At 59.6% G+C, this 25,216-nt stretch carries 20 protein-coding genes and 1 tRNA gene; 8 read left to right on the top strand and 13 right to left on the bottom strand.

The genetic code is table 11. The annotated features are described in order from the left end of the window. Positions 1–152: 152 nt before the first annotated feature. The 7 genes from glmM to ACTM86_RS04130 form a co-directional block, all read right to left on the bottom strand. Positions 153–1,484 (bottom strand): phosphoglucosamine mutase, encoded by a 1,332-nt coding sequence (glmM, locus tag ACTM86_RS04100; RefSeq protein WP_441015610.1) that lies wholly within the window; start codon positions 1,482–1,484, stop codon positions 153–155. A gap of 83 nt (positions 1,485–1,567) precedes the next feature. Continuing rightward, entirely contained in the window at positions 1,568–3,844 is a 2,277-nt protein-coding gene (locus tag ACTM86_RS04105; protein ID WP_441015608.1) for a DUF4012 domain-containing protein, read from the bottom strand. A gap of 150 nt (positions 3,845–3,994) precedes the next feature. Continuing rightward, complete coding sequence (locus tag ACTM86_RS04110) at positions 3,995–5,017, bottom strand: DMT family transporter (RefSeq protein WP_441015606.1); 1,023 nt, start codon at positions 5,015–5,017, stop codon at positions 3,995–3,997. Positions 5,018–5,456: 439 nt separating this feature from the next. Continuing rightward, a complete protein-coding gene (locus ACTM86_RS04115) occupies positions 5,457–5,729 on the bottom strand; it encodes a hypothetical protein (RefSeq protein WP_441015604.1) in 273 nt (90 codons plus the stop codon). A 385-nt stretch (positions 5,730–6,114) separates the two neighbouring features. Then, on the bottom strand, positions 6,115–7,020 hold the full coding sequence (locus ACTM86_RS04120) for a TVP38/TMEM64 family protein (RefSeq protein WP_233539623.1): 906 nt from the start codon (positions 7,018–7,020) through the stop codon (positions 6,115–6,117). A gap of 182 nt (positions 7,021–7,202) precedes the next feature. Further along, on the bottom strand, positions 7,203–9,002 hold the full coding sequence (locus tag ACTM86_RS04125; RefSeq protein WP_441015602.1) for a HAMP domain-containing sensor histidine kinase: 1,800 nt from the start codon (positions 9,000–9,002) through the stop codon (positions 7,203–7,205). Beyond that, positions 8,987–9,721: a response regulator transcription factor gene (locus tag ACTM86_RS04130; RefSeq protein WP_117743134.1), complete on the bottom strand. Its 735-nt coding sequence runs from the start codon at positions 9,719–9,721 to the stop codon at positions 8,987–8,989. Before ACTM86_RS04130 ends, ACTM86_RS04125 begins: the two co-directional genes overlap by 16 nt. A gap of 259 nt (positions 9,722–9,980) precedes the next feature. On the opposite strand from ACTM86_RS04130, the gene ACTM86_RS04135 reads away from it, so the two are divergent. After that, positions 9,981–10,055 (top strand) — tRNA-Val (locus ACTM86_RS04135). A gap of 60 nt (positions 10,056–10,115) precedes the next feature. Next, entirely contained in the window at positions 10,116–10,457 is a 342-nt protein-coding gene (locus tag ACTM86_RS04140; RefSeq protein WP_346979024.1) for an ATP-binding protein, read from the top strand. Between the two features lie 228 nt (positions 10,458–10,685). Here ACTM86_RS04140 and ACTM86_RS04145 read toward each other — a convergent pair whose 3' ends face one another. Then, complete coding sequence (locus tag ACTM86_RS04145; RefSeq protein WP_175406107.1) at positions 10,686–10,835, bottom strand: hypothetical protein; 150 nt, start codon at positions 10,833–10,835, stop codon at positions 10,686–10,688. 224 nt (positions 10,836–11,059) lie between these two features. Between ACTM86_RS04145 and ACTM86_RS04150 the strand changes: the two genes are divergently transcribed. Together ACTM86_RS04150 and ACTM86_RS04155 are read left to right on the top strand one after the other, a co-directional pair. Continuing rightward, positions 11,060–12,118, top strand: coding sequence for a DUF262 domain-containing protein (locus ACTM86_RS04150; RefSeq protein ID WP_138113938.1), 1,059 nt, complete (start codon positions 11,060–11,062; stop codon positions 12,116–12,118). Between the two features lie 5 nt (positions 12,119–12,123). Next, on the top strand, positions 12,124–12,930 hold the full coding sequence (locus ACTM86_RS04155; RefSeq protein ID WP_138113936.1) for an MAE_28990/MAE_18760 family HEPN-like nuclease: 807 nt from the start codon (positions 12,124–12,126) through the stop codon (positions 12,928–12,930). Here the strand turns inward: ACTM86_RS04155 and ACTM86_RS04160 are convergent. The 3 genes from ACTM86_RS04160 to ACTM86_RS04170 form a co-directional block, all read right to left on the bottom strand. Next, the gene (locus ACTM86_RS04160) at positions 12,927–14,003 is read right to left on the bottom strand and encodes a DNA cytosine methyltransferase (protein ID WP_117765512.1); all 1,077 of its coding nucleotides are present in this window, start codon (positions 14,001–14,003) and stop codon (positions 12,927–12,929) included. The genes ACTM86_RS04155 and ACTM86_RS04160 overlap by 4 nt on opposite strands. Positions 14,004–14,288: 285 nt before the next feature. Beyond that, positions 14,289–14,537 carry a PriCT-2 domain-containing protein gene (locus ACTM86_RS04165; protein WP_117765514.1) on the bottom strand — a complete coding sequence of 83 codons (249 nt, stop codon included), beginning with the start codon at positions 14,535–14,537 and terminating at the stop codon, positions 14,289–14,291. A 162-nt stretch (positions 14,538–14,699) separates the two neighbouring features. Continuing rightward, positions 14,700–14,837, bottom strand: a complete 138-nt coding sequence (locus ACTM86_RS04170) for a helix-turn-helix domain-containing protein (RefSeq protein ID WP_138113932.1) — start codon at positions 14,835–14,837, stop codon at positions 14,700–14,702. A gap of 430 nt (positions 14,838–15,267) precedes the next feature. Between ACTM86_RS04170 and ACTM86_RS04175 the strand changes: the two genes are divergently transcribed. Continuing rightward, positions 15,268–15,966, top strand: a complete 699-nt coding sequence (locus tag ACTM86_RS04175) for a DUF5710 domain-containing protein (protein WP_347478047.1) — start codon at positions 15,268–15,270, stop codon at positions 15,964–15,966. Between the two features lie 155 nt (positions 15,967–16,121). Here ACTM86_RS04175 and ACTM86_RS04180 read toward each other — a convergent pair whose 3' ends face one another. Further along, the gene (locus ACTM86_RS04180; protein WP_441015600.1) at positions 16,122–17,627 is read right to left on the bottom strand and encodes a Sau3AI family type II restriction endonuclease; all 1,506 of its coding nucleotides are present in this window, start codon (positions 17,625–17,627) and stop codon (positions 16,122–16,124) included. A gap of 149 nt (positions 17,628–17,776) precedes the next feature. Here ACTM86_RS04180 and dcm point away from each other — a divergent pair, with 149 nt between their 5' ends. Next, complete coding sequence (gene dcm / locus ACTM86_RS04185) at positions 17,777–19,039, top strand: DNA (cytosine-5-)-methyltransferase (RefSeq protein ID WP_441015598.1); 1,263 nt, start codon at positions 17,777–17,779, stop codon at positions 19,037–19,039. A gap of 124 nt (positions 19,040–19,163) precedes the next feature. Continuing rightward, positions 19,164–19,655, top strand: coding sequence for a hypothetical protein (locus ACTM86_RS04190; RefSeq protein ID WP_055309616.1), 492 nt, complete (start codon positions 19,164–19,166; stop codon positions 19,653–19,655). Between the two features lie 100 nt (positions 19,656–19,755). On the opposite strand, the gene ACTM86_RS04195 is transcribed toward ACTM86_RS04190, so the two are convergent. Then, the gene (locus ACTM86_RS04195; RefSeq protein ID WP_441015596.1) at positions 19,756–21,222 is read right to left on the bottom strand and encodes an ATP-binding protein; all 1,467 of its coding nucleotides are present in this window, start codon (positions 21,220–21,222) and stop codon (positions 19,756–19,758) included. Positions 21,223–21,791: 569 nt separating this feature from the next. Between ACTM86_RS04195 and ACTM86_RS04200 the strand changes: the two genes are divergently transcribed. Further along, complete coding sequence (locus ACTM86_RS04200) at positions 21,792–24,830, top strand: insulinase family protein (protein WP_441015594.1); 3,039 nt, start codon at positions 21,792–21,794, stop codon at positions 24,828–24,830. Positions 24,831–25,216: the final 386 nt, after the last annotated feature.

The raw sequence follows: 25,216 nt of genomic DNA on the forward strand, positions 1-25,216 counted from the left end.
GGCAACGTCAGCGAAAACGGCCCCAAGCGAGCAAGGTGACGTGAAATGAAAGGGCGCTGACCTTCTGGTCGCGCCCTTGAAATTGAACGCCAGATTGCCGCTTGGGGCCGTTTGTAGCGTCGAGCGGTTACGCGGTTTGCTAAACTGCGTAACTACAGAGCCTCCAGCGCGGCGGCGATGCGCTTCATGGCGGCGTCGGCGGCGTCTTGGTCGGGGGCCTCGGCCAAAACGCGAATCACCGACTCGGTTCCGCTCTTGCGCACCAGCACGCGGCCCTCGCCTGCCAGCAACGCCTCGGCCTCGGCGATGGCGGCCTGCACGCCCATGCTACCCAGCGCAGCATCCTTGTCCGCCACGCGTACGGCAACCTGCGCCTGCGGCAGCAGCTTGCACGGCACCGCGAGCTGCGAAAGCGTCTCGCGTTCGGCACGAATCACTTCCATTACGCGCAGCGAGGTCATTATGCCGTCGCCCGTACGCTCGATATCGCCAAAGATCGTATGGCCCGTCTGCTCGCCACCCAGGCTGTAGCCGCCCTCGCGCATCTTGGCATACACGTGGCGGTCGCCCACGCCGCTGGTCACGGCGCTCAGACCGGCAAGCTCCAGCGACTTAATCAGGCCAAAGTTGCTGGCGATCGTCGGCACCACGGTACCGCCCGAGAGGCGCCCGTGCTTGTTAAGATACACGCCGCACACGTACAGAATCTGGTCGCCGTCGACCACGCGGCCGCGCTCGTCCACGGCCAGGCAGCGATCGGCATCGCCGTCGTAGGCAAAGCCCACGTCCAAGCCTTGCTCCACCACATGGCGCTGCAGGCGCTCCATATGCGTAGAGCCGCAGTCGACGTTAATGTTAAAGCCGTCGGGTGCGGCGTTAATCACGCGCACATCGGCGCCGAGCGCATCGAACACCGGCTTGGCGACAGAGGACGCCGAGCCGTTGGCGCAGTCAATGCCAATCTTGACGCCCTGCAGCGAAAAGTTCGCGCTTGCAATGAGCGAGGCAATGTAGCGGTTGCGGCCCTGCATGTAGTCAACCGTGGCGCCAATGTGGTTGCCCGTGGCCAGCGGCACCTCGCTCTTGCCATCGATGTAGTCCTCGATGAGCTCCAGCACGTCCTCGTCCATCTTAAAGCCGTCGCTGTTAACCAACTTAATGCCGTTATCGCAAAACGGGTTGTGGCTCGCACTGATCATGATGCCGCAATCGAAGCAGCCCTCCACGGTCTGGTGCGCCACGCCCGGCGTAGGAATCACATGCAGCATATAGGCGTCTGCGCCGCTCGCAACCAGACCGCTCACCAGCGCCGCCTCGAACATATAGCTCGAGCGACGCGTGTCCTTACCCACGATCACGCGCGCCTTGGCCCCGCGCCTGGCGCCGTAATACCAGCCCACAAAGCGGCCGATCTTGTACGCGTGCTCCACGGTCAGCCCAACGTTGGCCTCGCCGCGAAATCCGTCGGTGCCAAAGTATTTCATGCGATCTCCTTACAAAATAGGGGCGAACAGATTGCCTGTCCGCCCCAAAATGGTACTCGATTATCTGCGCTACCAGAAAAACCCTACGCCGACGCGCTATCGCGAGCCGCCTGGCATGTAGGAGTCTGGCGCAGCGCAAGCGGCTTGTCCCCCGCCTCGGCCGACGTGGTCAGCGTATACGTGATCGTCGTCGTCTCGCCAGCATGCAGGTCAACGGTGCCCGAATAGAAGGGGATTCCATGCCACGTAGCGGCGCCAAGACCAAACTGGGTGCCCTCAACCGTAAGGTCACTGATGCTGCCGCCCGTCGGGGCAAACAGTGAGACATTCAGACGCTCGTCATCGCGCGCGGCATCGGGCGCGCTCGCCGCGACGTAGTCGGGCAGCTTGCCTGCCTCCTCCTGCGTCATGATGTTCGTCAGGGTAACGGTGATGCGATAGGAGCACGTGCCGTCGCCGTTCTTCACGCCCTGGCCAAGCTGCGTGTCGGCGTTCAGATACCAATCGAGCTTGGAGAAGCTCAGGTTGTTAAAGTAAACGCCGGCAACGGGATCGGCACTCGGATCATCCGGATCGGGCAGCGAAGCGTCAATGCCCGTCTCCTTGATGGCATTCTGCTCATCATTGTTTCTCATCCAAGCAATCAGACGGCCCTCTTCGGCACCGCGCTCGAATGCACCGACAAGCTTCGTAACGTCGACGTCACCGATGCCACCGAGAATCTTGTCGAAGGCAGCGCTGGCGACGGATGCAAAGATGCCGTCCGACTCCTCGACCGGATAGTTCCAGTACACATCGTGCATGAGAACCTTCGCTGCGTTGGTACCGTCGACGACCGTACCATCAGGCAGCGAGACATTACCGACAAGGCCCAGCAGGTACTGCAAGAACACCGGATCGATGCCGACGACGCCATCAACGTCCTGCCCATACTGGGACTTCCACAGCGCGGCGACACGCTGCGAGTTGCGGGGCCAATCGGGCGAATACGCGTTACCAGAGTTGTACAGGTTACTGTGGTCACCAAACAGTGCCTCGTCCTCTTCGTCGACGCTCTCAACCGCCTCGTCTTTGCTACGCGCAATACATGGAACAAAGTCACCGATCGACATCTGGCCGTCGGTGACCGAAATCAGGCCCTGCGACCCACCAAAACCGCCGCAAGCACGAATCTCGACGTTGTTCATGGCATACACAAGATAGTTGCGCGTCTGGCCGTTGGCGCCGAGCATCTGGGGAAGGACGGGGGCGACCTTCTCCGCCGCGTCAACCGCGCCGTTGAGGGTGGCAAAGCCGTCCTTGGCCTTATCGACCAGCTCAGTCATCTGGGAAATATGAGTATCGCCAATACCCTGAATCTTTTCATTGGCGCTCTTGAACGCCCTCGAGCTATCGGAAAGCGAATCGGCGACCGCCTGCAGCGCGGACACGTTGATTGTTCCGTCCTGGAACAGCTTGCCGGGCGTTGCCTGAGCGAGATTATCGGCCATGGGGACCAGCGCGCCGCTCGAAACATCGGACAGAGCGTCGACCATGGTGCGGGCGGCGCTAATATCGCTGCCATACACCGGAATGAACGAGGCCATCGTCCACACCGGGCTCGAGGTCTCCGCCTTCATGCTGCTGCAAAGGTCGTTGATCTTCTTCGCATCGTCGGGCAGGGTCGAAAAATCGCCCGACGTGACCTTACCCTTAAGGTCTGCGACGATACCCACGGCCTCCTTTGCCTGGGCCTTCACGGTCTTTGCCGAGTTAAAGAACATGAAGCCGCTCACGCCAAGTGCAACGAGGACAACCGCGACGACAGCAACGACCGCTGTGGCGGCATAACGGTTCTTGTTCTCGCCCTTGCGATGACGATGACGGACCAGCCCGTCCGACGTCGTGCTCGACGAAGTGCCGCCGCCGTAGTTCAGGCCAAAATCGTAATAGTCTTCTTTGGAACCCGAGCCCACAAACTCGGCACCGCTATCGTCCAGACGGGCAAACGTGCCGGTCTCGGAAGCTCCCGTGTAAATCGTGCCCAAGTTGCCCGTGATGCCTGCATCCTTGAGCGACGAGGTGTTGCCGGCAGCATTGGCGCTGCCTGCATTGCCTGCGGGATTTGCGGAGACCTCGCGCGGTGGCACTGCGGGGGTAGCCCCGGTCGCAGCGGCCTGACCGTTTGCGCGGGCGGCCTTTTTTGCCTTCTGAGATTGCTCATACAGAGCGGTAAACATCGCCGTCTCGCCCGGAGACGTGCGATTGCCGGCGCCGTTCTGGCCAATGCCGCCCGGAGCGCCGGGCCTTCCCGCCCCATTAGAACGCGGCGGGACCGCCGGACGGCCGTCTCCGCTACCCTTAAAATGATTTCCAGCCATAGAGAAATCCTCACAATACAAAAGTCGATAAACGTTATCAGTTTATGTCATATTGAACGCGCGCAGCTAAACTCCAGACATGCGTCCTGATTACACGCAACATGCGCGAATCCCTATTCAGTTTTTAACTTGTATCAGCCGCTGCGTCGACTACACCGTTAAAAACATCATTACGATAATCATGGCAAAGCCGATAAGGTCGGTCGGCAAAAATACCGTGCCCAGCATAACGGCGCTGGTAATGGTTGCCGAGACCGGCTCCACGGTCCCGATGAGGCTCGCGCGCACCGAGCCGATGTCCTTGACGCCCTGCATATAGAGCATGTACGCCAAAAACGAGCCCACGACCACAAACACCGCGAGTGCCTCGACGCCGGCGGCATCGAGCGCCGGCATATGGGCCCAAGGCTGCACGATAGTGCAGGTGACGATACCAGCCGTGAGCATGGCTGAGCCCGTAACGATGGGGCTGCCGTATTCTGGCAGAATTTTGGCGGGAATCACCGCCATGCAGGTGGCGCTCACCGCGCACATAAGACCCGCCACCAGACCGAGCGGCGAGATGCTCAGGCTCGTGGGGTCGCCGCCGGTGGCGATCAAAAACGTGCCGCCAAGGGCCAGGCCAATACCGATAACCTCGCGCATGCGCGGTTTGCGGCGATCGGTGATGCAGGTATATCCCATGATGATGACCAGCTGCAGGCACTGAAGGACCGTCGCGGTTCCGGCGTTGGTCAGGCGCACGGCCGAAAGATAGCAAAACTGGTTGAACAGCAGGCCAAAGGCGGTAAAGAGCAACAGCTGCTTGCGGTCGGCCGGCGTCGTCCAAAGCTTAACCAGGCGTGCGCGGTCGCGCGTGACAACCACAGCCATAAAGAGCAGGCCGGCGAGAATCTGTCGTATGCTCATAAGCCACAGCGTATCGACATGGTAGGTATCGAACAAAAAACTCGCGCTGGTGCCCGAGAAGCCCCAAAACGAGCCGCCCACGAGCGTAGCCAACATGCCCACGATCATCTTACGCGTCGAAGCGCTGTTCAGGCGGTCGCGCCATGCACGGCGGGTGCTGCGGCTGAGCTCGTCGGTGCCCTCGGGCACATCAATGTTCGATATATCGGTCATCGGCACCGAAGCTCCTGCGCCTTCGACCTGCTCGACGCACTCTTTGCTCATTCCACTCCCCCGAAACAGCCTGGAAACAATTCGGCTTACCTTACCACGGCGAAGGCACCAGCCGGAGGCTTGTCCGCTTATCGGTAGGACAATTCCGCAGGCGTCTTTCCATAGCTCGGTACCGCAATGGCCTTGCATTATGCGACAGTCAAATCGCGGCAGCAGGCTCTTTTGAAATGGATATGACAAAGCCCCCGAATTCCACAATGCAAGGGTTGATTTCCGATCTCAGCCGAACACATTGAGCAAATAGGCCATTCCCGCACCTAGCCGAACGCCCCCGCGGCCCCTCCCGGGGCCCGGGGGCGCCGTTTTCCCAGTTGAAGGAACGGTGGAGATGTGTTTCGATGGGTCCGGTGGCCATGCTCCGCCCGCCGCCCGGCGCCTCTTCCCAGACTCAGCCGGACGGTCGGTTCCGTCTATTCCGTTTTCCCTTAGGCTAGGACAGCGGGGCATCGCCCCTTTCCTCGCGCGCCCGCGCGATGAGCCCCGGCGTCAGGTCGAGCTCGCCGACGGGCACGTCCTCGATGCCGTACGCCTCCAGCAGCGCCGCCGCGTCGCCGCCGAGCATCGCCCGGAAGGCGCGGGCGGGCGTCGCGAAGCCGAGCGCGCCGCGCGGCTCGGAGTTCACGTGCGACATCGCGAGCGACAGGTCCGCCGGGGCCAGCCGGTCGAACCTGAGGCCGCGGCCCTTGGGGGCTGCTCGAAGCAAAAACGAGCGACCCCGCGGACCTCGCGCGCGCCGTCGAACTCATCGAGATCGGCGGCGGCATCGACGCGTGCCGTGATCTCGCACTCAAACTCGCACAAGAGGCGCAAGACACCAGCCGCGCGCTCGCCGAGGCCGGTGTCATTTCGCACAACGCCGCTGACCTGCTCTGCTCCATGGCCGATTTTTTCATCAATCGGAGCGCATAGCGGGGTCGCAAGCGCGTAAACCCTCGAAACCTCCCCCAGCATGTGCATTTTGCTCGCGTTTCCGCAAGATTTCGATTTCAGAATGCACATGTTGGGGAGGTTTTGGATTGCTGTGGCGACCGGCGGTCCGATGTAGCCGCAAAAGGCCCATCAGCCGCCGTACATCCTCGCCGGCCGCCTCAGCTCGCCTTGGCACGCAGGCGACGATACAGCAAGCCGCCCAACGCCACGCACAGCAGTGACACGGCAACGACGACACCAACCACCAGCCAGTTTCCGCTGCCCGCAGCGGATGCCGCGGCCGTCGAAGTCACAATGGAGGGAATGCGCCCAAACGTTGCGATGAGCACCACGGGGGCGAAGCGCATCTTGGTGAGGCCGGCGAAATACGTCAAGAAGTCCTTCGGGGTTCCCGGGATCAAGAAAATCACCAGCATGACCAGCTCGAGTCGCTTCGCATTATTGAGCCACGAAAACCGGTCGAGAAGGCTGCGGTCGAAGAAGAGGCCAACCAGGCTCCAGCCCCATCGACGCGTCGCCCAATAAATCGCCGACGTCGCCAGCCCCGAGGCGACGAGACACAGCGCCGTCCCCTCCCAGAAGCCAAACGCGTAACCACTCGCCAGCTCCACAGGCTCGCCGGGCAAAAAGGCCAAGAAGATCTGAGTGACGTTGATTCCAAGCATGACGAGACGACTTATCACGCTGTGGTCGGCGACGAACGACCGAACCGCCTGAGGGTCTGCAAGCCATGCCAAGATCCCCGGAAGATATTCCCAGCATGCAGTCGCGAGGATCGCGGCCGAGGCCGCAAGCGCCAAAAGCACGCGACGGCGCAGGATTCGACGGCGGGCATCGAGGCCATCGTCCTCTGCGACGGCCTCGGCCGACATTGCCGCAGCGGTCGCGAATGAGGGGGCGTTTGCGGTCCGCGCGCCGGCAGAAGAGGCGTCGTCCAGCGCGTCATGAGCGCCCGCGACTCGATTGCGAAGCTCGCTCAAAGCGCTTACGTCAAGACGGCGAGCGGCGCCCCCGCAAGAAACCTGATCGGAATACCCTTCGGCTTCGGGCTGCATCCTCATCATCGCGTTACCTCCTTGTGTACCTGACAAGGACAGTTTCGCAACTTGGTGTCTATGTTTTGTCTACCAGCAATGACAATTCAGTAAGCCTTACGTTAAGGTAAGTCATTCTTAAGGTAATAGCAGGTAACTGGTTCGCCGACGGCTCGATGAGCCCGGCGACGCCCGCGCAGCGCGCGCCCTCGTCACAACTCCCCCGTTTCGTCCCCATCGCCGCCCGTGCTAAACGTCGCCGTCACACGTGCCCCGCCGGTCGAACCATTCCCTAACTCAAGCGCTCCCCCGTGTAAACCGCACAAAATGCTCGACACATTCAAGCCCAGCCCAAAATGCTCGGCAGATTTGTTCTCGCTAAAGAACGGATCGCACCCGCGCCGCAGGGCTTCGGGCGTAAAGCCCGGACCATCATCGGCAACGCTCAGAGCCAACCTGCCCTCGCGAACAGAAATCTCAACCTCGATGACGCCCTTCGCATGGCCGCACGCATTGCTCAAAAGGTTGTCGAGGACCTCTTCGACCAGGGGTAGGTCGATGTAGACCATGTCGGGACGGGCGCCGTCTTCGCCTTCGTCGATTGCAACCCTCAACGCGAGCCCTTCCCCGCGCGCCGCAACAACCTCGTTCGCATGCGACTCGAGCTCATCCACAAGAGACCGCGACGCCAGCGGCTTGCGGTCTACAGGCCGATCTTCGAGCTTGCTCAGCCCTCCCATCTCCGTTGCGTACCGCTCCAAACGCACCACCTGGGCCGACAGGGCATCCAACGAACCAACATCGAGCTCATCGCCGCGACGCAGGCGCATCTGCGCCATCTCGACCGTCCCCTTGAGCACCGTGATCGGCGTTCGGAGGTCGTGCGCAAACGCCGCATTGAGCTGACGCCGCCCTTCGGCGGTGCGCCACAGCTCGCGCTGGGCATCGAGCAGCGACGCCCTCATATTCTCCAGCGTCTCGGACAGGCGACCAAGTTCTTTGCCCCGCACGCGCTCGATCGAGAAATCCAAATCCTGACCGGCGATGCGCCCCGCGGCGCTCGCCAGCTCCCCCAAGGGCCCGGCGATGTGAACGCGGTAGAAGTGCTTGAACGTGAGCCAACCCAGGCCGCCGTACGCCAAAACGGGCACAAGCCCCGTCGCAAGCGTGAGGACCCAAGGCATCGGACCATCGGGAGGCGGTGAAGCCGCATAATAGGCAGTGTTCGAGACGAGCCCTTCGCCAAACGTCTCCTCAAGATCGGCTCCCGTCATGTTTTCAAACAGCTCCACGCTCTGCGCGCGGCCCACGCGGCTCAACGCGTCATAGCGGGCGAGGTTCTCCGCTGGAATCGTGCTGTTCACCTCGAGAATCTCCTCCTGCGGATAGCCCTCGTTGTAATTGAGCCCCCAGTCGTAGAGCTGCACCTGGCCGCTACGAACCATGTCGACGGTCGCGTACAGCGTGCTGATGGTGCGCCCGCCCTCCGGCACGTAATCGCTACCGGTCCCCCAATCGCCCGTCGCAATGAAGACCGCGTACGGCCCATCGCCTGGCAAGTTGAGCTCGGATGCGGGAAGCAGCTGCTGAGAGGTGGGGTCGTAGATGTATGGGCCCGAATCGATCACGCCGTGCTCGGTCAAACCGTTGTCGAGCGTCACCTCGAGTTCGTAATATCCATTATTCCAAGCCGCGAGTACCTCAATGGCGCTCAGCGCAAGCACCGTGGCGACAACAAGATAGGCGACCAGATACGCCGTGAAGATCACGCCCAACGGCCGCAGGCTCCACCAGGTACGCAGGCGCTCTTTTCGCGGCAGACGTTTCAGCTGTTCGCGCTCAAGCTCGCGGGCCGCGCGTCGCTCGGCGCGGCGAGCTGCGCGGCGGTCGCGCCTGCGGACAGAACCGCCATTGTCCCGACAACCGTCCTCGCAAGCGACAACTCGGCCGTCTTCGTGAGGCGCATGGCGCCCGCGTGGGCCCTTACCAAAACCCGTCACTTTGCCACCCACTTGTAGCCCACGCCCCATACCGTTGCGATCGGATCGTCCGCGATCCCCGCCGACGTAAACTTGTTGCGAATGCGGCGAATGTGCTCGCGCACCTGCGACGGGTCACCCGCGGCGTCCCATCCCCACACACGCTCGTAAATCACATCGCGGTCAAACACCTGGCCAGGGCGCTTGCTCAACAGGGCGATGATGTCGAACTCGAGCTTGGTCAAGTCGACGGTCACCGCGTTCGAATCGCCCCCGGCGGACGAATCCCGATTACCGCCCGCACCGTGAACCTCAACGATGCGCTGAGCGTAATCGATGGTCATCTCGCCAAAAAAGCGGACGGCGCCGTCGCTTTGCCGATCGCGAGCCCTTCCCTCGCGCGCCATGTGCGCCGCCACGCGACGACCCAGAACCTCGAGAGAAAAAGGCTTGAGCACGTAGTCATCGGCGCCCGCCGCAAAACCATCAAGCTGGTCCATATCCTCAACGCGCGCCGTTAGAAAGATGATCGGGCAGCTCACATGCTCCCGCACGCGGCGACAGACCTCGAAGCCGTCCATCCCCGGCATGTTTACATCGAGCAGCATGATATCGGGGGCGGGGCCAGAAGAAGCCGCCGCCAGGGCCGACGGCCCGTCATGGGCAACCGAAACCTCGTAGCCCTCCATGCGGAAAAACTCCGCGAGCATATTTGCGATATCAACCTCATCATCTACGACCAGCATGTTCATGGTCGGCCCCCATACTACTCAAACAACGGCACACGCCTCGTGCAATCGTGCGCAAGACGGCGAAGCCAGCACATACTTCCCTGAAACCTTGCCACAAACCCGTCTACGCTTTGTCGATAATTTGACCGCAAACGGTCACCTGCAGGCGGCGAGCGGCTTTTTCTCACCAGACCACAATGCAAGCGATTTTTAAAAATGTTCTTGCCACCGAGTTCAGGCTCCGTTATATTATCCCTTGCGCACTTGCGCACCCTTGATCGGGCGTTTAGCTCAGGGGGAGAGCGCTTCCCTGACACGGAAGAGGTCAGAAGTTCAAATCTTCTAACGCCCACCAATTGTTCAACCGGTCTACCTGCGGAAATGCGGTAGACCGGTTTCTTGTATATAGCGCTGTATCCCAAATGTATCCCAAAAGGCGGCGCGCGAGCACTCGCTGGAGGCGGCGATGAGGGACATCGCCAGAAACGACCTGGTCATCCTGGACGAGTTCGGCTACGTGCCGCTGGACCTCGACAGCGCGAGGCTGCTGTTCCAGGGGGTGTCGGACTGCTACGAGAGGCACAGCCTGGTCATCACCACAAACATTGAGTTCAGCAAGTGGGGCACGGTCCTGGGGGACGACAAGATGGCGGCGGCGATGATCGACCGCATCGTCCACCACGGCCGCCTGGTCGAGTTCACCGGCGCGAGTCACCGTATGGAGGCGACGCTCATACTCGGCAAGGCGGTGGGATAGGTTAACGCGGCGTGTTTGCCAAAGTGCTCAATTTGGTCGCGCCACAATGTTCAGCTTGTCGTCGACACAAACAGCGGCTCCCGCGTTTGGCAGCCCCGTGGTCCCAGCGGACGCGGGGAGACCGAGAAGAGTCAGGGCTCCGCCTCCTTGAGCGCGCCCACGTCGCCCCCGTGTTCGTCGAGAAGGGCACGCGCGGCCTTGACGCTCCGCGCCCCAGCGAGCCTGAGCTCAGTACTCCACGCGCTCGTCGGCTGCTGCGCCCTCCACCGCTTCGATCCCCGAGCGAAGGGCGTCCGCCACCTCTGCCGACCTCGCGTCCTCTTGCCCTTCCGCGAGCTCGACCTTCGCCGCCTCGTCGCCATGAGTCTCACCGTCCATGTATCCTGCTTTCAAATCGCGGCAGGCACAACAAGGCGCCCGCCCAGTTACTCGATACGAGCAGCCTAGACGGGCGTCACAAAGTGGCAGAGGGGCACGACTCTAATGCCAGGCATCTGCTGGTATCATTAGAGTGCAGCATTGGTTATGGGAGAGGGCTTCACATCCCACAGCCAGTCAGACCTAAGTTGGCTTCGTCCTGCTATAGATTGAGGTGAAGGCGATTGACTGATCAACAAAGTGAGACGATCGAGATTTCCGAACAGATTCGCGACAAGAAAAAGGATGTGCGATTCAGCACTCGCGAATACGTTGCGGAATACCTCATCAATAAGTTCAATGCTGATGCATTCTACATTCCGCTTGACTATCAACGGAACTTCGTCTGGACGGACGTTGACTGCAGCTACTTTATTGAGTCTGTGCTAATTGGCCTGCCCATTCCCTACATGTTCTTTGCCGATGCTGAAGATGGCAGAACGGAAATCGTTGATGGAGCGCAAAGGATGAACGCCTTGGTGAACTTTGCCAGAGGCGATTTAACCTTGTGCAATCTAGACATCCTTACATCTGTCAACGGAAAGACCTATTCAGAACTTCCCATAGAAGTACAAAGAAGATTCGATAACGCGAGCTTTCGAGTGGTTTACCTTGAGGAAGGGACCACCTTTGACGTCCGACAGGAGATTTTTCGTCGTATCAATTCATCGGGCAAGCAGCTCAAATCGCAAGAAATTCGCCGTGGCTCCATGGGCGGCGATTTTACAAAACTAGTAAGCGAGCTCTCCAAAGATCCGCTCTTTATAAAACTTGCCCCGTTAAGCGAGACGGCGCGCAAACACTACGATGACATGGAACTTGTCACTCGTTTCTTCGCCTATGCAGACGGCTACCCAGATTTCGAGGGTTACAAAGACCGCGTTGCTAGTTACCTGGATGAATACACGAATCGCATGAACATCGAGCTTGCCGAGTCACCTGACAAGCGCAATGAACTCGTCGCTCGCTTCAAAGAAATGTTGGAATACGTTGAGAAGTGCTTGGGAGACAGGGGTTTCAAAAAGACACCGACAGGAAAAACGACTCCTCATGCGCGTTTCGAAGCTATTGCGGTCGGCGTTGCCGTGGCGTTGTCGGAGGACAAGGACCTTTCGCGCAAAGACATGTCTTGGGTTGATTGCGAAGAGTTCCAGACCCTTGTGCGGTCAGACTCGGCAAACGTAAAGGCCAAGTTGAAAGCTCGCATTGATTTCGTTGCCAACAAGCTGAAGGCGGAGCGGTAAACCTTATGGATTCCAATGACTTTAACTTGGGGTACGAAGAGGTCTACAACGACCGCCTTGGTGAGACCAAGAGCATGATTACGCTCGCGACCCTGCTCGATTCGCTTGACCAAGGTGCAGAGGGCGTGCGCTACAATGCTGTAATGCGAGGAGCGTACGAAATCGCTGAAAAGGCAAATCCCAGTGGCCTGCCCTCATCGACACCAGATGTGACCCTCGTTTCCAGTGTCATCCGCTCCAACGTCAAGCTTATGATCTACAACATCATTGAGTACTCAGTCACTAATCTCATGCAGGCGATTTACGACAGAGTAAAGGACGAGGGTTGCGGCTACGCTGAGGTTTCCGAAAAGCTTCAATCGATTTGGCACCATACCCAAATGTATAACGGGTTGAGCGACCCAAAAGCCAGCAATAGTACTGCCGAGTCCATAAGCAAGAGGTTGCTTGATCATGCTGTTAAAAATAACGTACTTCAATTCAGCGTTCGGAACACCATCGCCGGTGGAAATCTAGATGCAGACAAAATCCTCAAGCTCTTTGATGACCACGGAATATCGATTCATGATGATATAGCGAACTGCAAGAGGGATGAGATTAAGAGCGAGCTTAAAGACATCAAGAATCGACGGAATGACCTAGCTCATGGATCAATTTCGTTTGCAGAAGCAAGCAATCAGGTGACAACATCGGAGCTTGCGGAGCTAGTCAATCATGTTGACTCATTTTTGATGCAGCTCCGCAAGGATGTTTCGACCTACCTCAACGCCGGTGAATATCGGCGCGGTATGACCGAATCAGAAGAGGGCTAGTGTACGCAAGCGGCAATTATGCTTTTGCCAACCGCTTCGCCGAGCTTTGGTGGCACGGCGTTTCCAATATGCCGTGCCACAGCTTTCTTGCTGATCTTCTCGCCAGGCCTAATGAACTTGTAATCCTGCGGGAAGCTCTGCAAGACGGCACCCTCACGCAAGGTTAGGGCTCGATTTTGCTCTGGATGCCCAAACCGGCCCGTACCGTACATATAGAACTGCGTAGTTATAGTTGGGGACGTCTCGTCCCAAGCCATCCTCCCGTAGACCGCAGGGTACGTTTGGCCAGCAGCCTTTTTATGACAATCAAGCCTCAGATCCTCAGGCCAATCTCGCCACGTGCCATTAGGCGTCGAAGCCTTAATGCGCTTCAAGTTTAGTTCTGATAGCGCCGACGCCGTTTGCAGAGAGTCCCCCCTGCAAGAGCCGCCAGCGCTCACGGCAGGCAGCGCACCTATTGCCTGCCGAACCGTAACAGCATGAGCGTTATCATTCGTAGGGTCAATCAAGCTGATGGACCCATTTCTAGAAGCTAGCAGAATCAATCGCCGCCGATGCTGGGGCACACCGTACTCCTCAGCCTTTACGACGCTGTATTCCACCGAGTATCCGGACTCCTTAAGCGTGTTCAAGAAACCAGAGAAGATGCTCTCCTTCTCGAGCTCGGGCACGTTCTCCATGGACACGTAATCTGGCTGCACTTCACGTACAAGCCTCCCAAACTGCGCAAGCAACCCCCAGTCCTTGTGCTTCTCGCGATGCTTCTTGTCCTTGCGGTGCTTCGAGAAGGGCTGGCAAGGAGCGCACCCTACCAAGACTTTGATGTCAAAGTCCTTCAGGAGCTCCTTGACTTCCTCCCCGGTGACCTCGGCGATGTTCTTGCAGATGAACTTGTCCTTGCCGTTGTTCGCATCGTAGGCGTACTGGCAAGAGGAATCGAGGTCAAACCCAGCCACCACATCGATGCCAGCGGTGCGTAAACCGTAGGTCAGGCCCCCGACCCCGCAAAACAAATCCACAGCACCAATGGAGGCGCTCTGAGCCTTATCCTCCGTGGAACTATCAACGCTCATCGCAATCACCCCTTCGGCGTCCTAGAATGACCGTATGCGAGCGTCACAAACTCGAAAAGAATTCAACTCGCTAACTTTATAGATTAGCAGCAATCAGAGGGATTGGAGACCTGAGCTTGAAAACGTCACCGAACGGCTGTTTGCTTCCCGTAAACAGCAGAAGTGCAAGTAAAACGCCTTGGCCTCGATTTGCTTGATCGCCTGCTCCAAGTACGGCAATCCGGAGAGGTCCTGGCCGCCGGAGGCCGTGCAAAGCGCTCCGCTTGTATGGTCGCCCGTGCTCTTTCAGCCTGCGTTCGCCGCATGCCAGAAGAGCGTGCCCGCCGTGATCCTACCGCCCTCGTCCACATGCTCGAAGAGCTTGCGGGTAACGGCCTCGTCGTACTTCTCGGGGTCGTGGGAGCACCAGCTAAGGAACGTGTCGTGGTCGCCTCCAGCGGCCTCGTAGCTGATGCCGATGTTCTTCCAAGTCTCGTAGTTCTTGGGCGGCTCCATAGAGAGGAACGCCAAGTCGGCCTTCTCCTTATCGTTCATGCTGGCTCACCCCGCAATCGAGCTGCGAGGCGGCGCTCCCCGTGACCGAGCTGTAAGATGCAGCCACGACAGGCCCCCGGCCTGTCCACTCGCCGCCGGTGGCCCCGCCGCCAAGTATACGGCCACCGGTGTCATTTTCCTTGAATGCTTCCATAGGCATCGCTAGTCCTCAATGCCGAGCATGTCGCAGATTTTCTGCCCGCTGATCGCCCAGGTGCCGCCGATCATCATCGCGGGGAGCGTCCCGTCCGCGCACCACTTCTGGACTTGGCGCAGGCTCCACCCGCCAATCTCGGCCACGTGCTTAGGGGGTCTCGCACACCTTCACGTCCGCGCGCCGGATTTGCGAGCAGCCGAGCGGCTCCTTCCCATGCCCTATTCTCGCCTTTGTACCGAGCCATTCAGTCACCGCCCTAACCTCTGAGCTACTAATGACGTGTGATCACGGTTAAGACTGTACAAGAGCGAATTGCCGCGTTTAACTGTGGTTATGTAGTGCAGCAGTGGCAAAACTGCTTGACGGCGCGGGACTTCCATTTTGCTTTGCGACTGCTTGGACGGCCAAATTGCTCATTTGCTGACTTATAGCAATGCCCCAACGGCACCGTCGCGTTCGCAAACAGCCGCGGCCAACAGCAAGAACATCAGCAATTCCGTCGGCATGCATCGGACGTCCGCCGCTGGGGTATCCTTGGAGCACATGCACCGCAAGCCGCACAAAGGAGCCGCCATGCGCACCGAGCTCGATGTTCCCTTTTCGCACAAAGACCAGGCCAAGGCCCTGGGCGCCAAGTGGGACCGGGTCAAGAAGATCTGGTACGTGCCCGATGGCGTCAACCCCGAGCCCTTTGCCGCGTGGCTGCCCGGCGTGGATCGTTCCGACCCCAGCGCGCCCTACATCTATCTGGTGCTTGGCAAGCGCGAATGTTGGAAGTGCCACGAGCAGACGACGGTCGCGGCCTTTGGCATTCCGTATCGGTTGGCCGAGGACTCGGGCAGCAAGGCCGCGCCCGGCGCTGCGCCCGCCATGGACGACGCGGGCCACATCGCGATCGACACCGCCCGCGCCAACGCCATAGCCATCGTTCCCGCGCTGGGCTGCGTGCCGGCCGAGATCCGCGACTACCTGCGCGAGCGCTGCGGCTACAAGCCCGTAACGTCGCGCACCACCAAAACCGTATCGCTCGCCAGCACCTGCACCGCCTGTGGCGCGCTGCAAGGCAGCCATTACCTGTTCGAGGAGCCCATGTCGCCGTTTGCGCTCACGGCTATCAACAAGCTGCCCGCGCTGGAGTTCGTGCGCGTGGAAGTCGCCGGCGTCTTTGGCATCCACGCCAGACAGGGCAACTTTGACCAGGCACTTTTTACCTGGGCACGCGACCACCACACCCAGTTCCACAAGCCCCTGTGCGAGGGGATCTACCTGTAAGATATCTTAGGTACCGGCGAGCGCTCCTGGCGGCAAGGTATCGCCCAAAGGCAGAAGCACCCGACAGACAATTAGGTGTCCGCATCGTCATACACGACATCGATACCACAGCCGTGACAGCGTCCGGGGCGCACCAGCATGTGAAGACGGTCTTGTTACAGTCCCAAAATATGCTCCAAATAGCCCTTGTTAAACCAGAACGATTGCCTGGTCATCCAACGTCCGTCGGGCAACTCGTAGGCGTTCCTCGCAATATCGCCGATTTCGGTTCCGTCGGCGAATCTGTACGCAGCTTTTGAGGTATGCGGGCGGACGTGAACGATCGGGTTGTCTGCCATACCGGGCAGGTTGTTGGTCACTTTGAGCTTTCCGCTTGCATCCCGATACGGATTGAGCTCAACGCCCTCGCGAATGACCTTTCGTGTCTCATCCCAACAAGCCTTTGCGGGGCCTTCGATTTCGTTTGCCGGCATTGCCCAGAATAGGCAGCGGTCAAGGCGCCACTCCCCCTCGTGGTCCTCACGGAACACGACAAAGAAGAAACGACTGGTCTCAAGGCGCGCACGGAAGGAAGACGTTTCCCAATCCTCATTGATTAGCTGCTTAAACTCAAACGGAGGGAAGGACATTGCTTGCTCGATGTGCCCCCTCTTATTAACGCGACAAGCGCGGACGTTAATCCCAGCCTTAACGAACTCCTCGGCAGCATTGTGTTTTATGCCGAGCATGCGATAAACGAGTGTCGTCCATTGCGCCTTGTTTCCTGTGTATTCCAAGCCGTACTGCTCCGCAATCTGGCGATCAGTTTCGCCATAGTGTTGCTCGATCAGTCCAGTTACGTAGCTTTCGAAATCAATGGACTCGTCGTCGCCTCGAACGATGCTCTCGCCGATACGCGGGGCACCGAGAACATAGGCGTGAAGCACATAGTCCATGTACGAGCGTTTGAGAGAAAAGGCGCGACGCTTCGCGCGACGGCGTTCGATCTCGCCCGTATCGGTATTGAAGTACTCGTAGTACTGGTCGACCCACATTGTCGCTTCGGTTGCGCCCTTTGTGCAGGCGCCCAAGTAGGTGGTCATGCCCTCCGACAGCTCGTCTGCGCGACCATCCTGAATGTACGAAATGATTTTCTCGTAGTCGGCGCGAATGATCTTCATATCCTCTTCGGGCAGACGAACCATGACTGCACGCTCAATGCGCTGGTCGTATTTGTCGATGGAGCGGTCACGGCCGTAATAAATCAGCAGGATATTGCTGAGCTTGGTCTTGAGATGCGAGCTGTCGTAGTCGAGCGAAACGGGACGGTCGTAGGGAATCATCGTCAAGACAAGACGTTCACCGGCAGATTTACGACCGTCTTTAAGTACGTCAAAACACGTTGCCTTGAGCTCGACACCCGCCTCGGGAAAGTCCGGCCGGTCGTCGCTGTTGGCCTTGTAGCCAAAGTAACGCTCCTCGATCAGGGTTCCCATACCGCCCTTGTACTTCTTGGATCCAAAGTCCTTAGGCGCGCTCTCCCCCTCCGGCGCAATGCCAAGCTCCAGAATGTCGCGAAACGTCATCCCGTCGAGATTGGCAGCATACCGCTCGATGCTAGAGGGGTCAGAAAAATCAGTATCGTCAAGCATGCGCTTGAAATCGAGGTGCTTCTTGGACATGGCAAATCCTCTCGAAATAAGACATGATCTAATACGTATGCTACTGTAAATTCGGGTTATACCGTGAAGATCCCCTAAGGGATCTTCCATTTGCAACCCGATTTCTGTACCCTTGATCTTTGCATTTGCAGCGATTTGGGGGAGTGAGTATGTCAGAGGTCAAAATCGCCGAGCTTTTTGCTGGCGTCGGCGGATTTCGTTTGGGCCTCGAAGGCTACGCTGACCCTCGTTATCCAGATTTCTACATGAAGCCCGCCGGACCCTTTCGCACCATTTGGGCCAATCAGTGGGAACCACCCGGAACCAAGGCTCGTCAGTTCGCGGCACGCTGCTATATGGACCGCTTTGGCGAGGATTCCGTAGTCAACGAAGATATCAATAAAGTCCTGGAACAGGCTGAAGCCGGAGAGGTTGAAATCCCCGACGTCCAGATGGTCGTCGGCGGCTTCCCTTGCCAAGATTACTCCGTCGCTCGCCCGCTTAACCAGGCACATGGCATCGAGGGCAAGAAGGGTGTCCTTTGGTGGGACATCTACCACTTCCTCGAGATGAAGAAGCCGCGCTTCGGTCTCTTTGAGAATGTCGATCGTCTGCTCAAGTCGCCCGCGTCTCAGCGCGGTCGCGACTTCGCCATCATCCTAAGCTGCCTTGCCGACCTCGATTACACGGTCGAATGGCGCGTGGTCAACTCCGCGGAATATGGTTTTCCCCAGCGCCGCAAGCGCGTTTATATCTTCTGCGAGAAGAACGCCGGCAAGGTCGATCTCGTTGACCGCATGCACAACGGTGTCATGGCGAAGGCCTTCCCCGCCATCTACCCTGACGAAATGGCCGAGCTCGATGTCCTGCCTGATCCTTACGAGAACTCGACTCGTTTTGGCGTTGGTCAAAAGACATCTCAGTTCAAGAATGCCGGTGTCATGCAGGGCTGCCATGTTTTGACCTGCGACTTCGTTGAGAATTATCACGGCGAGCGCCGTGTGCTTGGCGATGTACTTGTTAATGAGGAGTATGTTCCGGAGCAGTTCTACATCTCCGACGAGAAGCTTCCCGACTGGCGCTACCTCAAGGGCAGCAAGCGCGAAGAACGCACCAACAAAAAGACGGGCTTTACGTACACGTATTCCGAGGGTGCCATGAGTTTCCCGGATGCCACCGACAAACCGAGCCGCACCATCCTCACCGGCGAAGGCGGCACGGGCGCCAGCCGATTTAAGCATGTTATCGAGTGCCCCGACGGCCGTTTCCGCCGCCTCGTTCCCGACGAGCTCGATCAGCTCCAAGGATTCCCCAAGGGCTGGACGGATACTGGTATGACCGACGGCCATCGAGCTTTCTGCATGGGCAACGCGCTCGTCACCGGCGTGCCCCATCGCATTGGCGAAGCTATGGTCGAAGTGTACGGCCTCTAAGGCAAGCAATCCGGAGCCGGCAGTCACGCTGTCGACTCCATTTTTCCACCCCACTCCCCTGTATACTGATGTAGCACGTGTTTCGTCCGGGCCTGTTGGGCCGGATTGTTCATGGGAGGGTCTTATGGCTGCTTCGAATCCGCCTAAGGGGAGCGTTTCTTCTTCGTCCATCAAGCCGGTTACGCGCAAGGCCGTGCGTTGCCAGCGCGAGGTCGCTTGGCTTGTCACGCAGGCGGCGGGCAGGCTCGTGGCGACCACTCAGGACGTCAACGCGCCTACGCCGAGCTTTGTGCTGGCAGCGGCGCTGGATTTTGTGCGCCAATTGGAGCTTGCCGCACAGGATGCCAGCGGCCACCTCGACTACCAGAATGTTATGGCGCCCGACCTGCAAACGTTCTGCCACATGGCCAAGTTGCCCGCCGCGCCCAATGCGCTTTCGGACGCAGGCTACATGTTTACGCTTTCGGGCGCGGACCTTATCCGCGACATCTATACATACTGCAGCGAGCTCGCCGAGCGCCATGTCTTTGACGCAGCTGAAGTCAAACCGGGATATGTCATCAAGCTGGTTCTTAGGCTGTTCTTGATGGACGGGTTCGCGGCCATGCCGGCGTAAGCCGAGTCTTTAGCATCACCGTCAACTGGGCAACAACCGCTTAACCTTAGTGGGCGCCAATCGAGAGTCGATTATTGGGTCGCCTCGTCCGCTAACGCATTTATTCCACGCGCTCCAACAGTCGATACTTGCGGTTGCGGCTCGTCGCCGGCGCCGTGGGCTCAAGCTCGCCTTGAGCAATGAGCGCGTTGACGCGCGACCTAACCTGGGAAATTGTGAGCCCCGTGCGCTCTGCCAGCTCACGCGTCCCCAGCTCGCCGTAATGTTTGAGTGCCGTCACAATTAAGCCCCCGCCATGATCGACCGGCTCGATCTTTGAACGGTAAAGTACGACCTTGAACCGATCGAACCCCGGGCAGAACAGGGGCTCGGCCAGACCATGCGCGCGCATGGCATCGATCATCATCGGGATGCCCGAGCCATTGCCCTCAGCCGGCGAACCTGCGCCATCCGGCAGCGGGACAATCGACATGAGTTTCACGAGCGTCGCGTTACGGCATCGGGAGCTGCCGTCAAACAAGTTCACGCGAGTCTTTCCCCCGTATAGGCCGCCGGGGTTCGTCACCTCGATACGGTCATCAAAGACGTCAACAGCGATCGACTGCCCACAGAACCGATCTCCGTATTCTCGGTGGATTACGGCGTTGGCGATTGCCTCGCGCAGGACTTCCTCGGGAATCTCCAGCGAGTCGACACGCGAGACGCCTTGGATCGTCGAGGTTCGCCGCAAATTCTTGGCGATTGCCGCGACGGCATCCGAGATCATTTCGCCCAACGTTCCCTCGCAGATCGTACGGTCCATGAACCTCAACGACCCCGCCGCGCCCTTCTGCGTTCCGGCATAGACCGCCACATCGATAAAGAGCTTGGGATAGAACTGCTGAGGATAGGCACCCGCGGCCAGGAGTCCGGCCTTAGTGACATTGCCCTGGGAGTCGAGGAAATTCAGGCGCTCCAGCTTCGTTTTCTTGTCCGGCGCGCCGCGCATCGCACGAGGTGTCAGTGAGAAAGCACGCTCTATCGTGCGGTCGACCAGGGCCTCGTCAAGATCGCCTGCGACCGCGCCGGGCACTGCATCGCGATCACTGGGGCTCGTCCGCTCATACGATGACAAGGACAGGACCTCGGTCGACGAGAGCGGAACATCTTTATCATCGATGCGTTTGTAGCTGCCGCCTTGAGCGCCCCGCTCTATGACATAACAAGGCTTGCTCGACGGGTCGAGCTCCTCAATCGTGATGACCAGAACCACGGTGCCTCGAAGCTCCACGCGCTCAATAGTGTATTTGGGCGGATTGGCCAGTTTTCCGCGACCGCCGGCATCACCCATGCCTGCGACAAATTGGTTGAGCACCTTCTCGGTCTCAAAGTTCTCAACCGGGACAAAGCCCACGCGCTCGCTCACGCCGAGCACGATAATTCCGCCAGCGGTATTCGCGAATGCGCTAACCGTTTCCCATACGTCGCGAGAAAGCGTCGTGGCGCTCTCTTTCACTTCGACGCTAAGGTCATCCGAGCCCATGCGCTTTAATGACTCGAGCAGACCGGCCAGCTCGTTTTCGTTCATCTGCACGTCCCTTCGCTCGGTCCTGCGGAGAATGCCGCAGACGGATTTCCCTCGTCGCTCAGTTATCTCTCGTAATTATCTCTCATCTTTCTGCTATCTCTCATATTAGAGATAAGTGAGAGATGAAAGAAAAGATGTCTGCCATCTGTTTCATTTAAACATGTTTTTGCTGGTAAAACAATCTATATTGAGACAATACCATGGTTGCCTGTCTCTTTGCAGCATTGTTATCTCTCATATTTATCTCTCATCTTTCTGTTATCTCTCGTATTAGAGACGAATGAGATATGAGAGATGTGCGGGCGGCGGATGAGCGTGGATTTTGAACGGTCGGGAAATGAGGGTGGATATTTGGACGGTTTTTGGGCGTTTTGAGGCTGATTCCGTCCGAAAATCAACTCTCATTCGATAGGCGTCCAAGTTTCCACACTCGTGCGGTGAACGAGCAAGGCCTTCGCCCAATCCGCCGGCATCGTCTCCAGTTCGCCGCAGAGCCGCGGCCCCATATGGGTATACTCACGAGGATTCGACTCGATTCGCCCCCGCTGGGACGTCAAAGGAGACTGCATATGTCCACCACCTCAACCGACCCGCGCGCCGCTGCCGCCGCGCTGCTGGTGCCCGGCACCACCTGTCACGGCTTTGCCGTCGAGCGCTGCGAGGCCGTGCCCGAGCTCGACTCGGACGCCTACGTGCTGCGCCACACCGCCTCGGGCGCCCGCCTGCTGTACTTGGCATGTGACGACGAGAACAAGGCCTTTGCCATTGGCTTTAAGACGCCGCCGGCCGATTCCACCGGCGTGTTCCATATCCTCGAGCACTCGGTGCTGTGCGGATCGGCCAAGTTTCCCGTCAAGGAGCCGTTCGTCGACCTGATCAAGAGCTCCATGCAGACGTTCCTCAACGCCATGACCTACCCCGACAAAACCATCTACCCCGTCGCCACCACCAACGAGCAGGATCTGTACAACCTGATGGACGTGTACCTGGACGCGGTGTTCAACCCGGCCATCTATACCAAGCCCACCATTTTTGAGCAGGAGGGCTGGCACTACGAGCTGGACCTGCCGAAGGGCGCCGAGGGCGAGGGCAACGGCAGTTCCGCAAGCCTGCGCGAGGGAACCCTACGCTATAACGGCGTGGTTTTCAATGAGATGAAGGGCGCGCTGTCCGACCCCATGAGCGTGCTGGACGATGCCGTCAACGCCGCGCTTTATCCCGACACCGCCTATGCGCACGAGAGCGGCGGCGACCCGCGCGCGATCCCTGCGCTCACCTACGAGCAGTTCCTGGACACGCACGCACGCCACTACAATCCTTCCAACTCCTACATCACGCTCTACGGCGACCTGGACGTGGACCGTGCACTGGCCTTTTTGGACGAGCACTATCTGTCGCAGCCGAGTGCCGCGAGCCGCCGCATGGAAGCTGCCGTTGCAGCCGGCGAGGACCCGTCCACGCTGGCGCCCAATCCGCTGGTCGTGCAGGCGCCCGTGACCTGCGAGTACAAGCGTGTCGAGATGGCAACCACACCCGAGAACGCCCTGGTGGGCCTGGGTCTTGTGCTGGGCAGCGCGCTCGACCGCAAGCGCACGATCGCGGCGGACATCCTGTTCGAGGCACTGCTGGGTTCCAACGAGGCGCCGGTTAAGAAGGCCATTCTGGCCGCCGGCCTGGGCGGCAACGTGGTGAGCTACACCGCGGCCGAGAGCCTGCAGCCCTACGAGCTCATCATGCTGCAAAACGCGCAGCCCGGCGTGGCGCGCGAGCTGCGCCGGGTGTTCCAGGACGCCTGCCGCGACCTGTGCGAGCACGGCGTTCCGCGCGAGCGCCTGGAGGCCATCATCAGCAGCAACGAATACGACCTGCGCCAGCGCGACTACGGTATCGCCGACGGCGTGGCCATTGCGTGCGACGCGCTGAGCACCTGGCTCTACGATGACGACGCCGCGACGCTGGCGCTCAAGTACGGCCCGGTGTACGAGGAGCTGCGCGGCGAGCTGGACGGCAGCTATTTTGAGGACCTGCTGCGCGAGCTGGTGCTGGAAAACGACCACATGGCGCTGGTCGAGCTGGTGCCGGTGGATGCCGCCGAGGGCGCGGAGAGTGCCGAGGCCGCCGAGCTGGCAGCCAAGCGCGATGCCATGACCGATGCCGAGCTGGCCGATGTGGTCGAGCGCACGGCTGCGCTGCGCGCCGCGCAGGAGGCGGATGACGCGCCCGAGGCCAAGGCCACGCTGCCACGCCTGCGCGTGTCCGACATTGGCGAGGCGCGCCCCGAGCCGCCGCTGGTCGTGGACACGACCGCGCCCATCCCCTGCCTGCGCCACGGCATCCCCACCAACCGCTTGGCCTACGCCATGCAGTATTTCGACCTGAGCTGCGTCGCGTTTGAAGACCTGCCCTATGTGACCCTGCTCTGTCGCCTGCTCAAACAGCTGCCCACGAGCGAGCACTCGGCCGAGGAGCTCGACAACCTCATCGCTGGCAGGCTGGGCTTTTTGAGCTTTACGACCGAGGTCATGACGCAGCCCGACGTGGACGGCGTGCGCCCCTACCTGCTGGTGAGCGCCGGCGCCCTGTCCGAAAAGATCGATGCGCTGGCGAGCCTGCCGCGCGAGGTGTGGTCGAGCACGCTGTTGCTCGATGCCGACGCCGACCGCGTGCGCGACGTGCTCACGCAGATTCGCATTGGGCTTGAGCAGGGCTTCATTAACAACGGTCACTCGGCGGCGCTTGGTCGCGCGATGAGCTACAGCTCGCCTTCGGCCGTGGTGCGCGAGCAGCTTTCGGGCGTGGACTTCTACCTGTTCCTGCGCGATCTGCTCGACCACTTTGACGAGCGCCTGGACGACCTGCGCGCCAAGCTTGCCGAGCTGGCAGGCCGCATCTTTGTGTCCGATGGCTGTCTGGCGAGCTTTACCGGCAGCGACGAGGACTTTGACGCGTACTGGGACGCCGCGGGCGACCTGGGGCTTGGCGCGGGCGACGGCGCTGGCAGCGGCACGCTCGTGGTACCGGAGCCGCGCGACCGTCACGAGGCTTTCGTCATCCCCAGCGACATCTGCTTTGCGGCGAGCGCGTGCGATCCGCGCCGTCTGGGCATTAACGTGACGGGTGCCTGGGCGGTTGCCGCCAACGCGCTCTCCTACGACTACCTGTGGAACGAGATCCGCGTGAAGGGCGGTGCGTACGGATGCGGATTCCGCGCGGCCGGCGAGCGTCAGGCGGCGTTCTACACCTACCGCGACCCGGCGGTCGACCCCTCGATTGAGCGCGTGGCGCGCGCAGGCGAATGGCTCGGCAGCTTTGAGCCCGACGAGGCAGCCTTTGAGGGCTTTATCGTGAGCTGCGTGAGCGGCATGGACGCGCCGGTGAAGCCGTACGCGCTCACCAAACGCCGCAACACGACCTACCTGGCCGGACTCGATCCGCATGCACGCGAGGAGCGCCGCGCCCAGATGCTCGCCGCCACGCCCGGTGAGCTGCGCTCGCTCGGCGCCGACGTGACGCGCATTGCAGCCGTCTCGCCCACCTGCGTCTTTGGCGGCCGAGACGTCATCGCCAAGAGCAACGCCGGCTTCAACGTCATCGACCTGCTGGGCTAACGCACAGCAAAGGTAGATTTTTGGGACATGCCTGAAAATCTACCTTTTCTTTTGCCGCTGCTTGGGCGGGGCAGCTCAGCCCGTCACACCAGTTTGTCTAAATCTGTAACATCTAGGCGACAATATTGGCTCCAGATGTTACAAATCGAGACGTTTTCGGATGACGCCGGCCCTTTGTCTCAATCTGTAACATCTAGGCCCGATTTTGCCGAGTTACTGTTACAGATCGAGACACACCGCCGCGAACACCCACTCTTCGTCAAAACCCACGAAGGTGTCCATGAGCTGCTCCCCTTGCGATGGTTTGCGTGGTGGTTTCGACATTTGACCAGATAAAACCTACCAAAATAAACCTGTCCCTTTTTGGTAGGTTTGAGAGAGGGGCC

Origin of the sequence: Collinsella sp. HCP3S3_E11 (assembly GCF_052067375.1) — a bacterium.
GTDB lineage: Bacteria > Actinomycetota > Coriobacteriia > Coriobacteriales > Coriobacteriaceae > Collinsella.

What these genes read in the sequence shown, in the direction of transcription:
- ACTM86_RS04180 (WP_441015600.1), bottom strand. Translation starts at nt 17,627, where the DNA reads ATGTCCAAGAAGCACCTCGATTTCAAGCGCATGCTTGACGATACTGAT.
- ACTM86_RS04120 (WP_233539623.1), bottom strand. Translation starts at nt 7,020, where the DNA reads ATGATGAGGATGCAGCCCGAAGCCGAAGGGTATTCCGATCAGGTTTCT.
- dcm (WP_441015598.1), top strand. Translation starts at nt 17,777, where the DNA reads ATGTCAGAGGTCAAAATCGCCGAGCTTTTTGCTGGCGTCGGCGGATTT.
- ACTM86_RS04190 (WP_055309616.1), top strand. Translation starts at nt 19,164, where the DNA reads ATGGCTGCTTCGAATCCGCCTAAGGGGAGCGTTTCTTCTTCGTCCATC.
- ACTM86_RS04130 (WP_117743134.1), bottom strand. Translation starts at nt 9,721, where the DNA reads ATGAACATGCTGGTCGTAGATGATGAGGTTGATATCGCAAATATGCTC.
- ACTM86_RS04145 (WP_175406107.1), bottom strand. Translation starts at nt 10,835, where the DNA reads ATGGACGGTGAGACTCATGGCGACGAGGCGGCGAAGGTCGAGCTCGCG.
- ACTM86_RS04105 (WP_441015608.1), bottom strand. Translation starts at nt 3,844, where the DNA reads ATGGCTGGAAATCATTTTAAGGGTAGCGGAGACGGCCGTCCGGCGGTC.
- ACTM86_RS04155 (WP_138113936.1), top strand. Translation starts at nt 12,124, where the DNA reads ATGGATTCCAATGACTTTAACTTGGGGTACGAAGAGGTCTACAACGAC.
- glmM (WP_441015610.1), bottom strand. Translation starts at nt 1,484, where the DNA reads ATGAAATACTTTGGCACCGACGGATTTCGCGGCGAGGCCAACGTTGGG.
- ACTM86_RS04165 (WP_117765514.1), bottom strand. Translation starts at nt 14,537, where the DNA reads ATGAACGATAAGGAGAAGGCCGACTTGGCGTTCCTCTCTATGGAGCCG.
- ACTM86_RS04110 (WP_441015606.1), bottom strand. Translation starts at nt 5,017, where the DNA reads ATGAGCAAAGAGTGCGTCGAGCAGGTCGAAGGCGCAGGAGCTTCGGTG.
- ACTM86_RS04200 (WP_441015594.1), top strand. Translation starts at nt 21,792, where the DNA reads ATGTCCACCACCTCAACCGACCCGCGCGCCGCTGCCGCCGCGCTGCTG.
- ACTM86_RS04175 (WP_347478047.1), top strand. Translation starts at nt 15,268, where the DNA reads ATGCGCACCGAGCTCGATGTTCCCTTTTCGCACAAAGACCAGGCCAAG.
- ACTM86_RS04195 (WP_441015596.1), bottom strand. Translation starts at nt 21,222, where the DNA reads ATGAACGAAAACGAGCTGGCCGGTCTGCTCGAGTCATTAAAGCGCATG.
- ACTM86_RS04160 (WP_117765512.1), bottom strand. Translation starts at nt 14,003, where the DNA reads ATGAGCGTTGATAGTTCCACGGAGGATAAGGCTCAGAGCGCCTCCATT.